This is a genomic window from Pseudomonas sp. D(2018), assembly GCF_005502555.1.
Classification (GTDB): domain Bacteria; phylum Pseudomonadota; class Gammaproteobacteria; order Pseudomonadales; family Pseudomonadaceae; genus Metapseudomonas; species Metapseudomonas resinovorans.
The window spans coordinates 77154-89530 of the sequence record NZ_SCOK01000022.1 but is presented as its reverse complement, the minus strand read 5'-3'; the positions used below and the strand labels follow the sequence as shown (position 1 = coordinate 89530).

Here is a 12377-nt window from a genome sequence, read left to right as displayed (position 1 = left end):
GGGCTGTTTCTGGATCACCGCCCAAGGCCCTCAAGGCCGAGGACGGTGAAGATCTGCAAGACCCGCTACCCGGTGGACCGCAATGCTGCTCCGCTTAAGTGAACAGCATTACGCCCTTCGGCGGCCTTCCTCGATCCAGCAACGGTCAGACCGGGCTGGCGACAGCGCGTCCCATAAGACGGTCGGCCACTATCGAGATTCCCAGGACAACCAGCACCGGCACCAGCCAGCCGAGGCTTTGGTGGGCCAGTGGCATCTGGCCAAAGAGCGCAGGAACAACGTCTTTGAACCCTGCGGCTGCGAAGCCATCGGCCACGCCGAAGACCAGTGCGATGGACATTGTCGGGACGAAGACACGACGTGGGTCGACCCAGAGCGCATCCAGCAGGCTAAGGGCAATGAGGACGATGGCCAGCGGGTAAAGCCCCACGAGCACCGGCACCGACAGACTGATGAGTTGAGTCAGGCCCTGGTTGGCCACCAGCAGGCTGAACAGACCAAACGCCAGGACCACCGTGCGATAGGAGAATGGCAGCAACTTGCTGAAGAACTCGCCACAGGCGGTGAGCAGGCCGACCGCGGTGGTCAGGCAGGCCAGGGTGATGACCACGGCCAACAGCAGACTGCCCGCAGTGCCGAAGGTGTGTTGCACATAGGCAGTGAGGATCTGCACACCGTTCTGCGCTTCGCCGGCGATACCCTGGCTGGTCGCGCCAAGGTAAAACAGCGCCAGGTAAACCAGCGACAGGCCAAGAGCGGCGATGGCGCCAGCTATCACGGAGTAGCGGGTCACCAGTCGCGGGTCCTGGACGCCGCGGTCGCGAATCGCGGTGGCAATCACGATACCGAAGACCAGGGCGCCAAGCGTGTCCATGGTCAGGTAGCCCTGCAGGAAGCCCTGAACGAAGGGAGCGGCCTGATAGTCGGCAGCTGAAGTGCCGATAGTCCCGGCGGGGGCGAACAACGCGGCGCCACCCAGCACCAACAGTGCCGAAAGCAGAACCGGCGTGATGAATTTACCGATGCTATCCACCAGTTTGCCCGGGTTCAGGGCAAGGAAGAGCACGGCAGCGAAATAGGCAGCGCTGTAGAGGAACAGGGCAACGCCGCTATCGCCAGTGAAGGGGGCAACGCCCATTTCAAAGGACACCACAGCGGTTCGCGGAGTCGCGAACAGCGGGCCAATGGCCAGATACACGGCAACTGCCAGGAGTACGCCGGCACGCTTACCGAGCGGCGCGGTCAAGCGGTCCATCCCACCCCCTACGCGAGCCAGGGCGACGACGGTCAGCAGCGGCAAGCCAACACCCGTCAGGAGAAAGCCCAGCGCAGCACGCCAGACGTTATCACCCGCAGCCATGCCAGCGCTGGGTGGGAAGATGATGTTTCCTGCGCCAAGGAAAAGCGCAAAGGTCATAAAACCAAGGGCAACGAGGTCCGAGCCTTTCAATCGAATCATGAGGGGAAGTACCACAGGCAGAATTTCATACGTTCCGAAGGGTTTCCCTTGGGGTTTGGGGAAACGTCATCCATCCGTTTGGGATTGATCGCTGTTGCCCGCCTCGGCTCTTTTGAAGCTGGGGAAGCGGGATAAGGTGCAACCCTACCGATTTTACTGTGCCAAGCGCCTGACGTGGATCAGGCTGTCGGAGTAGCAACCATTTCTGTCGCTTAACCGACAAGCGGTTTCACCAAGCGAGAAAAAGGTTGCACCAGAAAAGACAAAGGCCACCCCGAGGGGTGGCCTTTGCTTGCGTCAAGATGCCTTAGGCGTTCTTGACTTCCCAACCGGTCAGCTCAGCCAGGGCTTTGCCGATATCAGCCAGGGAACGCACGGTTTTCACACCAGCATCCTGCAGAGCAGCGAACTTCTCGTCCGCAGTGCCCTTGCCGCCGGAGATGATGGCGCCAGCGTGGCCCATGCGCTTGCCCGGAGGGGCAGTCACACCAGCGATGTAGGACACCACCGGCTTGGTCACGTTTGCCTTGATGAAGGCAGCAGCTTCTTCTTCAGCGGAACCGCCGATCTCGCCGATCATGACGATGGCTTCGGTCTGCGGGTCTTCCTGGAACAGCTTCAGGATGTCGATGAAGTTGGAGCCCGGGATCGGGTCACCGCCGATGCCCACGCAAGTGGACTGGCCGAAGCCGGCGTCGGTGGTCTGCTTCACGGCTTCATAGGTCAGGGTGCCGGAACGCGACACGATGCCTACTTTGCCCGGCAGGTGGATGTGACCCGGCATGATGCCGATCTTGCACTCGCCGGGAGTGATCACGCCCGGGCAGTTCGGGCCGATCAGGCGTACGCCCAGCTCGTCACACTTGACCTTGGCGTCCAGCATGTCGAGGGTCGGGATGCCTTCGGTGATGCAAACGATCAGCTTGATGCCGCCGTTGGCCGCTTCCAGGATCGAGTCTTTGCAGAAGGGAGCCGGAACGTAGATGACCGAAGCTTCGGCGCCAGTGGCTTCAACGGCTTCCTTGACGGTGTTGAACACCGGCAGGCCCAGGTGGGTGGTGCCGCCCTTGCCGGGGGTCACGCCGCCAACCATCTTGGTGCCGTAGGCGATGGCTTGTTCGGAGTGGAAAGTACCCTGGCTACCGGTGAAGCCTTGGCAGATGACTTTGGTGTCTTTGTTGATCAGGACGCTCATTACTTGCCCTCCGCCGCGGCCTTGACGACTTGCTGTGCAGCGTCGGTCAGGCTGGTCGCCGCGATGATGTTCAGACCGCTCTCGGCCAGTACCTTGGCACCGAGGTCAGCGTTGTTGCCTTCCAGACGAACCACGACCGGAACCTTCACGCCTACTTCCTTCACGGCACCGATGATGCCTTCGGCGATCATGTCGCAGCGGACGATACCGCCGAAGATGTTCACCAGAACGGCTTGGACGTTGCTGTCGGAGAGGATGATCTTGAACGCTTCGGTCACGCGCTCCTTGGTTGCACCGCCGCCAACATCAAGGAAGTTGGCCGGCTTGCCGCCGTGGAGGTTGACGATGTCCATGGTACCCATGGCCAGGCCGGCACCGTTGACCATGCAGCCAATGTTGCCTTCCAGGGCCACGTAGTTCAGTTCCCACTTCTGCGCATGGGCTTCACGAGCGTCGTCCTGGGACGGGTCGTGCATGGCGCGCAGCTTGGGCTGACGGTACATGGCGTTGCTGTCGATGTTGATCTTGGCGTCCAGGCAATGCAGGTTGCCGTCAGCCTTGATGACCAGCGGGTTCACTTCCAGCAGGGCCAGGTCGTAGTCCTGGAACAGCTTGGCCAGGCCAACGAAGATGTGGGTGAACTGCTTGATCTGGTCACCTTCCAGGCCCAGCTGGAATGCCAGCTCACGGCCCTGGTAGGGCTGAGCGCCGACCAGCGGGTCGATGGTGGCCTTGAGGATCTTCTCGGGAGTGTCGTGAGCTACTTTCTCGATGTCCACGCCACCTTCGGTGGAGGCCATGAACACGATACGGCGGCTGGAACGATCTACCACGGCGCCCAGGTACAGTTCCTTGGCGATGTCGGTGCAGGATTCGACCAGGATTTTGCTGACCGGCTGACCATTGGCGTCAGTCTGGTAAGTCACCAGGCGCTTACCCAGCCAGTTGGCTGCGAACGCCTTGGCGTCTTCCTTGCTCTTGACCAGCTTCACGCCGCCCGCTTTACCGCGGCCGCCAGCGTGGACCTGGGCCTTCACAACCCATTCGCTGCCACCGATTTTTTCGCAGGCTTCTGCGGCTTCTTCCGGGGTGTCTACGGCAAAGCCCTTGGATACGGGCAGGCCGTATTCAGCGAACAGCTGCTTACCCTGATACTCGTGGAGATTCATGCTTGTCTACCGTCTTCGTTTAGGTATTGCGCATTCGGCGCTGCATTCGTGGTGCCGCGCCACCTGTGACTGCTGATGAAGGCAGTCCGGCGGGCTTTCCGCGGTGAGCCTCGCCCTACTGGGCGATGCTCACGACGGGCCACCCGCCGTGGTTCTTCGTCCTGCACGAGCTCGCGCGCGACCCGTGCAGGGGGTATTGCTTAGCGCTTCTTGCGGTTGGCAATGTGAATGGCATGGCCATTCACCGCGAGGGCCGCTTCGTGCAGCGCTTCGGACAGGGTCGGGTGCGAGAAGACCATCATGCCGAGGTCTTCGGCGCTGGTGCCGAATTCCATGCCGATGGCACCCTGCTGGACCAGTTCGGCAGCGCTTGGGCCAATCACGTGGACACCCAGTACGCGGTCAGTCTTCGCATCGGCGATGACCTTGACGAAACCGGCGGTGTCGTTGGCGGCCATGGCGCGGCCGCTGGCAGCGAACGGGAAGGTGCCGACGTTGACTTCAACGCCTTCGGCCTTCAGGGCCTGCTCGGTCTTGCCAACCCATGCGATTTCCGGGTGGGTGTAGATGACCGACGGAATCAGGTCGTAGTTCATCTGGGCTTTGTGGCCGGCAATGCGCTCGGCGACCATGATGCCCTCTTCCGATGCCTTGTGGGCCAGCATGGCGCCACGTACCACGTCGCCGATGGCGTAGACGCCCGGAACGCTGGTCTTGCAGTAGTCATCGACAAAGATGAAACCACGCTCGTCCAGGGTCACACCGCTGTCGGCGGCCAGCAGGTCGGTGGTCACCGGGCGACGACCCACGGCCACGATCAGCTTGTCGAAAGTTTCTTTCTGCTCGCCGTTGGCGTCGGTGAAGTTCACAGTGACCTGCTTCTTCTTCACTTCGGAGCCAGTCACGCGGGCACCCAGACGAATCTTGAGGCCTTGCTTGGTGAGGACCTTCAGGGCTTCCTTGGAAACCTGCTCGTCAGCGGCCGGGAGGAACTTGTCCAGCGCTTCGATGACGGTCACTTCAGCGCCCAGGCGGGCCCAGACGGAGCCAAGCTCAAGGCCGATGACGCCAGCGCCGATCACGCCCAGCTTCTTCGGAACGGCCTGGAAGTCCAGGGCGCCGGTGGAGTCGACGATCACGTCCTGGTCGACCGGGGCCGGCGGGATGTCTACCGGCTTGGAGCCGGAAGCGAGGATCACGTTCTCGGCTTCGACGATCTGTACCTTGCCGTCGGAACCGGTCACTTCGACCTGCTTGTTGGCCAGCAGCTTGCCGTGGCCTTCCAGCAGGGTCACACCGTTGGCCTTGAACAGGGTGCTCACACCGCCGGTCAGGTTCTTAACGATGGTGTTCTTGCGACCAACCATTGCCGGTACGTCGATGGTGACGCCCTTGGCTTCGATGCCGTGGATTTTGAAGCCTTCGTGGGCCTCATGGTACTTGTAGGAGCTGTCCAGCAGCGCCTTCGACGGAATGCAGCCGACGTTCAGGCAGGTGCCGCCCAGAGCGGTCTTGCCTTCCTTGTCCTGGTACTTCTCGATGCAGGCGGTTTTCAGGCCGAGCTGAGCTGCCTTGATGGCGGCAACGTAGCCGCCGGGGCCCGCACCAATCACTACCACGTCGAATTTCTGGGTCATAACTCATTCCTTCTCATATGAAACCGGACGGCCCCTGTAAGGGGGGCCGCCGTGAAGAGAGACTGCCGATCAGATGTCCAGCAGCAGACGAGCCGGGTCTTCCAGCAGGTTCTTGATGGTCACCAGGAAGCTTACAGCTTCCTTGCCATCGATCAGGCGGTGGTCGTAGGACAGAGCCAGGTACATCATCGGGCGGATAACAACCTGACCGTTGATGGCCATCGGGCGCTGGATGATGTTGTGCATGCCTAGGATCGCGGCCTGCGGCGGGTTGACGATCGGGGTCGACATCATCGAGCCGAAGGTGCCGCCGTTGGTGATGGTGAAGGTGCCACCGGTCATTTCGTCGATGGACAGCTTGCCCTCACGGGCCTTCTTGCCGAAGGTCGCGATGCCGTTCTCGACTTCGGCCAGGCTCATCAGCTCAGCGTTGCGCAGAACCGGAACCACCAGGCCACGGTCGCTGGAAACAGCTACGCCAATGTCCTGGTAGCCGTGGTAGACGATGTCGTTGCCGTCGATGGAAGCGTTGACCGCCGGGAAGCGCTTCAGCGCCTCGACGGAAGCCTTGACGAAGAAGGACATGAAGCCCAGGCGCACACCGTTGTGGGTCTTCTCGAACAGGTCCTTGTACTTCGAACGCAGCGCCATGACTTCGGTCATGTCGACTTCGTTGAAGGTGGTCAACATGGCCATGGTGGACTGGGCTTCGACCAGACGCTCGGCCACCTTGGCACGCAGGCGGGTCATCGGTACGCGCTTCTCGACGCGATCGCCAGCGGCGAAGACCGGAGCCTCGGCAGCCGGGGCGGCGGGCTTGGCAGCCGGAGCAGCGGCCGGAGCGGATTTCTTGGCTTCAACGGCAGCGACCACGTCTTCCTTGGTCACACGACCGCCTTTGCCAGTACCGGCAATGCTGTTCGGGTCGATGCCGTTCTCTTCAGCCAGCTTGCGGGCGGCCGGAGAGAGGATGGCGTCGTCGGCAGCAGCGGCAGCCGGAGCAGCAGCCTGGGCGACCGGAGCGGCGGCAGCAGCGGCCGGGGCGGCAGCAGCGGCGCCTGCGTTCAGCTTGCCGAGCAGTTCGCCGCTGAGGACGGTGTCGCCCTCGTTCTTGACGATTTCAGCCAGGACGCCGTCGGTTTCCGCGAGGACTTCCATGACTACTTTGTCGGTTTCGATGTCGACAATCAGTTCGTCACGCTTGACCGCATCGCCCGGCTTCTTGTGCCAGGTAGCCACAGTGCCGTCGGCAACCGATTCCGGGAAAGTGGGGGCTTTGATCTCGATAGCCATTCTGTAGGGTTCCTATCTAATTCGGTTTCTTCTGCGCGAAGGCGTTAAACAGTGAATGCATCTTGCAGCAGTTTTTCCTGCTGCTCGGCGTGCATGGAGGCATAGCCGCAAGCCGGGGCTGCCGAACCTTCACGACCGGCGTACTCGAGGAACAGGCCCTTCTTGTGAGCCGCCGCGACACGACGCATGTGGTGCTGGCTGCAGTACCAGGCGCCCTGGTTCATCGGCTCTTCCTGGCACCAGACGATGTGCTTGAGGTTCTTGTACGGAGCCAGTACCTCGGCCAGATCGTCCTCGGGGAACGGATACAGCTGCTCGATACGCACGATGGCAATATCTTCGCGGCCTTCGGCACGACGCTTCTCCAGCAGGTCGTAGTAGACCTTGCCGCTGCACAGGACCACGCGATCGACCTTCTTCGGATCGATCTGGTCGATCTCGCCGATGACGGTCTGGAAGGAGCCTTCGGCCAGATCTTCCAGGGTCGAGATGGCCAACTTGTGGCGCAGCAGCGACTTCGGAGTCAGGGCCACCAGCGGCTTGCGCAGCGGACGGATCACCTGGCGACGCAGCATGTGGTAGACCTGAGCCGGGGTGGTCGGCACGCAAACCTGGATGTTGTGCTCGGCGCACAGCTGCAGGTAGCGCTCCAGACGCGCGGAGGAGTGCTCCGGACCCTGGCCTTCGTAGCCGTGCGGCAGCAGCATGGTCAGGCCGCAGAGACGACCCCACTTGTGCTCGCCACTGGTAATGAACTGGTCGATCACCACTTGGGCGCCGTTGGCGAAGTCACCGAACTGGGCTTCCCAGATCACCAGGGCGTTTGGCATGGTGGTCGAGTAGCCGTATTCGAATGCCAGTACGGCTTCTTCCGAAAGGTAGGAGTCGTACAGTTCGAACTTGGGTTGCGTGTCGAACAGATGTTGCAGCGGCAGGTGGGTGCTGGCGTCCTTCTGGCTGTGCAGCGCCGCGTGGCGGTGCGAGAAGGTGCCACGACCAACGTCCTGGCCGGTGATGCGCACCGGATGGCCTTCGAACAACAGAGTGGCGTAGGCCATGGTCTCGGCGTAGCCCCAGTTGATCGGCATTGCACCCGCACCCATCTTCTGGCGGTCTTCAAGGATCTTGGCGACCTGGCGCTGGACCACGAAGCCTTCGGGGATCTCCAGCACCTTGGCAGAGAGCTCCTGCAGGGTCTTGAGCTCGAAGCGGGTGTCGTGGCGAGCAGTCCAGGCATGGCCCAGGTAAGGACGCCAGTCAACGAAGAGCTCCTTGTTGGGCTCCTTGACCAGGCTCTTGACCACGTGCTGGCCGTTGTCCAGAGCGGTGCGGTACTCGTCGACCTTGGCCTGGATGGCCGCGGCGTCGAGCACGCCGGAGGCGCTCAGGGCATCGGCATACAGCTCGCGGGTGGTGCGCTGCTTGGTGATCTGCTGGTACATCAGCGGCTGGGTGCCGTTCGGCTCATCAGCCTCGTTGTGACCGCGACGGCGGTAGCAGACCAGGTCGATAACCACGTCACGCTTGAACTGCATGCGGTAATCGACAGCCAGCTGGGTAACGAACAGCACCGCTTCGGGATCGTCGCCGTTCACGTGCAGGATCGGCGCCTGGATCATCTTGGCGACGTCGGTGCAATACTCGGTGGAGCGCGAGTCTTCCGGACGGCTGGTGGTGAAACCGACCTGGTTGTTGATCACGAGGTGGATGGTGCCGCCCGTCTTGTAGCCACGGGTCTGCGACATCTGGAACGTCTCCATGACCACGCCCTGGCCAGCGAAGGCCGCGTCGCCATGGATGGAGATCGGCAGTACCTTGTCACCGGCTTTGTCCTGACGACGATCCTGACGGGCACGCACGGACCCTTCGACCACCGGGGAAACGATTTCCAGGTGGGACGGGTTGAACGCCAGGGCCAGGTGAACTTCGCCACCCGGAGTCATGACGTTGGAGGAGAAGCCCTGGTGATACTTCACGTCACCGGAAGACAGGCCCTCGGTCTTCTTGCCTTCGAACTCGTCGAACAGGTCGCGTGGATTCTTGCCGAAGGTGTTGACCAGAACGTTCAGACGGCCGCGGTGGGCCATGCCGATGACGATTTCCTTCAAGCCATAGGAGCCCGAGCGCTGGATGATCTCGTCCAGCAGCGGGATCAGGCTCTCGCCCCCCTCCAGGCCGAAACGCTTGGTGCCCGGGTACTTGGTGCCCAGGTACTTTTCCAGGCCTTCTGCAGCGGTCAGACGCTCGAGCAGGTGGCTCTGGACTTCCGGCGAGAACGCCGGACGACCGCGCACGCTTTCCAGACGCTGCTGGAACCACTTGCGCTGCTCGGAATCGACGATGTGGGTGAACTCCGCGCCGATGGTGCGGCAATACGTCTCGTTGAGGGTCTGCTGAATCTCACGCAGAGTAGCCTCTTCTTTGCCGATGTAGAGCTCACCCGTGCGGAAGGTGGTATCGAGGTCGGCATCGGTCAGCCCGTAATGACGGATCGACAGGTCAGCCGGAGCCGGACGCTGCCACAGACCAAGCGGATCGAGCTTGGAGGCCTGATGGCCACGCATGCGGAAAGCCTGGATCAAGCGCAGGACTTCAACCTGCTTCTTTTCGTGTTCACTGCTTACAGCACCAGCGGAAACCGGCTGAGCGCGGCGCTGGTTCTTGGCGAGCAGAACGAAATGATCGCGGATAGTGGAGTGCGAAACGTCGGTGGCAAGATTGCCGTCGGTCGGCAGCTTCTGGAAGTAGGTGCGCCACTCTTCGGGCACAGCGTTGGGATCGTGCAGGTAGAGCTCATAGAGCTCTTCCACATATGCAGCGTTACCACCGGATAGGTGGGCGCTGTTCCACATGCGCTGCATTTCGCTTTCTTGCATGCTTTGTCACCCTCGATAAGGGGACGCCATCGGCATGGACACCGCTAGGGCTTAGAAGTCCTGGCACAGCGACTTCGGTAAGCCACCAAGGATCCCGCTGATAGTCCGGGCACCAGCCCGGTTGCCCCTGCTGGTCATCTATATATTTTTCAAATAAGGAACACGGCTTTGTGAGCTGCGTTCCTGGTTTTACTGCGGCACCAGCCAGGCTGGTGCCGCAGGTGTTACGGGTACCGCAATCGAATCAGGTACCGCTCTGCAGCAGCATGTTGCGTACGTGACCGATTGCCTTGGTCGGGTTCAGACCCTTCGGGCAAACGTTCACGCAGTTCATGATGCCGCGGCAGCGGAACACACTGAACGGGTCATCCAGCGCAGCCAGACGTTCTTCGGTCTTGTTGTCACGGCTGTCGGCCAGGAAACGATAGGCCTGGAGCAGTGCAGCGGGGCCGAGGAACTTGTCGGGGTTCCACCAGAAGGACGGGCACGAGGTCGAGCAGCAAGCGCACAGGATGCACTCGTACAGACCGTCGAGCTTCTCGCGCTCTTCCGGAGACTGCAGACGTTCGATGGCCGGAGCCGGCGTATCGTTCTGCAGGAAGGGTTTCACCTTCTCGTACTGCTTGTAGAAGATGCTCATATCAACGACGAGGTCACGAATGACCGGCAAACCGGGCAGCGGGCGAATCACCAGCTTGCCGCCCTTCAGGCCGGCGGCGGACAGCGGAGTGATGCACGCCAGGCCGTTCTTGCCGTTGATGTTCATGCCGTCGGAACCGCAGACGCCTTCACGGCAGGAGCGACGGTAGGAGAAACCCTCGTCCTGTTCCTTGATCAGCGCCAGTACGTCGAGGACCATCACGTCCTTGCCGTCGGTATCGATCTGGAAATCCTGCATGGTCGGAGCGCTGTCGCGCTCCGGGTTGTAGCGATAGACGCTGACAGTGAGAGTGTTGGACATGTCGGCCACCCTTAATAAGTACGTACTTTGGGTTCGAACGCCGGAACGGTCTTCGGCGCGAAGTTGACGGCGCGCTTGGTAACGCGCTTATCACCCGGGAAGTACAGGGTGTGGCACAGCCAGTTCTCGTCGTCGCGATCTTCGAAGTCTTCGCGGGCATGGGCGCCACGGGACTCCTTGCGGACTTCCGCGGCGATCGCGGTAGCCTCGGCGACTTCCAGCAGGTTCTGCAGCTCGAGCGCTTCGATGCGCGCGGTGTTGAAGGCCTGGCTCTTGTCGTTGATCTTGACGTTGGCGATGCGCTCACGCAGATCGGCCAGCTGGGCAATGCCCTTCTGCATGTATTCGCCGGTACGGAACACACCGAAGTAGTTCTGCATGCACTGCTGCAGCTCGCGCTTCAGCGGGGCAACTTCTTCGCCGCTGGTGCGCTCGTTGACGCCGGACAGACGCTTGAGCGACTGCTCGATGTCGGTCTCGCTGGCGCCGCGCGCCTCGATACCTTCCTTGAGCGCCTTCTCCAGGTGCAGACCGGCGGCACGACCGAACACAACCAGGTCGAGCAGGGAGTTGCCGCCCAGGCGGTTGGCGCCGTGTACCGATACGCAAGCCACTTCGCCCACCGCGAACAGGCCTTCGACGATGGTGTCGTTGCCGTTGGCGTCCTGGGTGATGGCCTGGCCATGGATGTTGGTGGCAACGCCACCCATCATGTAGTGGCAGGTCGGGATAACCGGAATCGGCGCGACGACCGGATCGACGTGCGCGAAGGTCTTGGACAGCTCGCAGATGCCGGGCAGGCGGCTGTGCAGAACTTCCTCGCCCAGGTGGTCGAGCTTCAGCAGTACGTGGTCCTTGTTCGGGCCCACGCCGTTGCCAGCGATTACTTCTTTCACCATGGAGCGGGCGACCACGTCGCGGCCAGCCAGATCCTTGGCGTTCGGAGCATAGCGCTCCATGAAGCGTTCGCCATGGGCGTTGATCAGGTAACCACCCTCGCCGCGGCAACCTTCGGTCACCAGCACGCCGGCGCCGGCGATACCGGTCGGGTGGAACTGCCACATTTCGATGTCCTGAACCGGCACACCTGCACGCAGGGCCATGCCCACGCCGTCGCCGGTGTTGATCAGGGCGTTGGTGGTGGAGGCGTAGATACGGCCTGCACCGCCGGTGGCCAGAACCACGGCCTTGGAGCGGATATAGACGGTTTCACCGGTCTCGATGCAGATCGCGATGATGCCAACCACGGCGCCGTCCTGGTTCTTCACCAGGTCTACGGCATACCACTCATTGAGGAACGAGGTGCCGCTCTTCAGGTTTGCCTGATACAGGGTGTGCAGCAGGGCGTGACCGGTACGGTCGGCCGCAGCGCAGGTACGGGCAGCCTGGCCGCCCTTGCCGAAGTCCTTGGACTGGCCGCCGAACGGGCGCTGGTAGATGCGACCTTGCTCGGTACGGGAGAACGGCAGGCCCATGTGTTCCAGCTCGAACACGGCTTCCGGACCAACGGAGCACATATATTCGATTGCGTCCTGGTCACCGATGTAATCGGAACCCTTGACGGTGTCGTACATGTGCCAGCGCCAATCATCATTCGGGTCGGCCGAAGCGATTGCGCAGGTGATGCCACCCTGGGCCGAAACGGTGTGGGAGCGAGTCGGGAACACCTTGGTCACAACGGCGGTCTTGTGACCGCCCTGAGCCAGTTGCAGCGCAGCACGCATGCCGGCGCCGCCGCCACCTACGATGATGGCGTCGAAAGAAAGAGTACGAATGCTAGCCATGGA

General features: G+C 61.8%; 8 protein-coding genes. All 8 read right to left on the bottom strand.

Annotated elements, in window-relative coordinates:
* Positions 1-145: 145 nt before the first annotated feature.
* Complete coding sequence (brnQ, locus tag FFS60_RS15880; protein WP_028629427.1) at positions 146-1459, bottom strand: branched-chain amino acid transport system II carrier protein; 1314 nt, start codon at positions 1457-1459, stop codon at positions 146-148.
* 307 nt (positions 1460-1766) lie between these two features.
* Entirely contained in the window at positions 1767-2654 is an 888-nt protein-coding gene (gene sucD / locus FFS60_RS15875; protein WP_028629428.1) for a succinate--CoA ligase subunit alpha, read from the bottom strand.
* Positions 2654-3823 carry an ADP-forming succinate--CoA ligase subunit beta gene (gene sucC / locus FFS60_RS15870; RefSeq protein ID WP_028629429.1) on the bottom strand — a complete coding sequence of 390 codons (1170 nt, stop codon included), beginning with the start codon at positions 3821-3823 and terminating at the stop codon, positions 2654-2656. Before sucC ends, sucD begins: the two co-directional genes overlap by 1 nt.
* Positions 3824-4023: 200 nt before the next feature.
* Positions 4024-5460 carry a dihydrolipoyl dehydrogenase gene (gene lpdA, locus FFS60_RS15865; RefSeq protein ID WP_028629430.1) on the bottom strand — a complete coding sequence of 479 codons (1437 nt, stop codon included), beginning with the start codon at positions 5458-5460 and terminating at the stop codon, positions 4024-4026.
* A 69-nt stretch (positions 5461-5529) separates the two neighbouring features.
* Positions 5530-6753, bottom strand: a complete 1224-nt coding sequence (odhB, locus tag FFS60_RS15860) for a 2-oxoglutarate dehydrogenase complex dihydrolipoyllysine-residue succinyltransferase (protein ID WP_137822489.1) — start codon at positions 6751-6753, stop codon at positions 5530-5532.
* A gap of 44 nt (positions 6754-6797) precedes the next feature.
* A complete protein-coding gene (locus FFS60_RS15855; RefSeq protein WP_137822488.1) occupies positions 6798-9629 on the bottom strand; it encodes a 2-oxoglutarate dehydrogenase E1 component in 2832 nt (943 codons plus the stop codon).
* Between the two features lie 244 nt (positions 9630-9873).
* Positions 9874-10590, bottom strand: a complete 717-nt coding sequence (locus FFS60_RS15850) for a succinate dehydrogenase iron-sulfur subunit (RefSeq protein ID WP_028629433.1) — start codon at positions 10588-10590, stop codon at positions 9874-9876.
* A gap of 11 nt (positions 10591-10601) precedes the next feature.
* Complete coding sequence (gene sdhA / locus FFS60_RS15845) at positions 10602-12374, bottom strand: succinate dehydrogenase flavoprotein subunit (RefSeq protein WP_028629434.1); 1773 nt, start codon at positions 12372-12374, stop codon at positions 10602-10604.
* Between the last annotated feature and the right edge of the window lie 3 nt (positions 12375-12377).

Coding starts and splice junctions, on each gene's coding strand:
- brnQ (WP_028629427.1), bottom strand. CDS start 1,459: ATGATTCGATTGAAAGGCTCGGACCTCGTTGCCCTTGGTTTTATGACC.
- sucD (WP_028629428.1), bottom strand. CDS start 2,654: ATGAGCGTCCTGATCAACAAAGACACCAAAGTCATCTGCCAAGGCTTC.
- sucC (WP_028629429.1), bottom strand. CDS start 3,823: ATGAATCTCCACGAGTATCAGGGTAAGCAGCTGTTCGCTGAATACGGC.
- lpdA (WP_028629430.1), bottom strand. CDS start 5,460: ATGACCCAGAAATTCGACGTGGTAGTGATTGGTGCGGGCCCCGGCGGC.
- odhB (WP_137822489.1), bottom strand. CDS start 6,753: ATGGCTATCGAGATCAAAGCCCCCACTTTCCCGGAATCGGTTGCCGAC.
- FFS60_RS15855 (WP_137822488.1), bottom strand. CDS start 9,629: ATGCAAGAAAGCGAAATGCAGCGCATGTGGAACAGCGCCCACCTATCC.
- FFS60_RS15850 (WP_028629433.1), bottom strand. CDS start 10,590: ATGTCCAACACTCTCACTGTCAGCGTCTATCGCTACAACCCGGAGCGC.
- sdhA (WP_028629434.1), bottom strand. CDS start 12,374: ATGGCTAGCATTCGTACTCTTTCTTTCGACGCCATCATCGTAGGTGGC.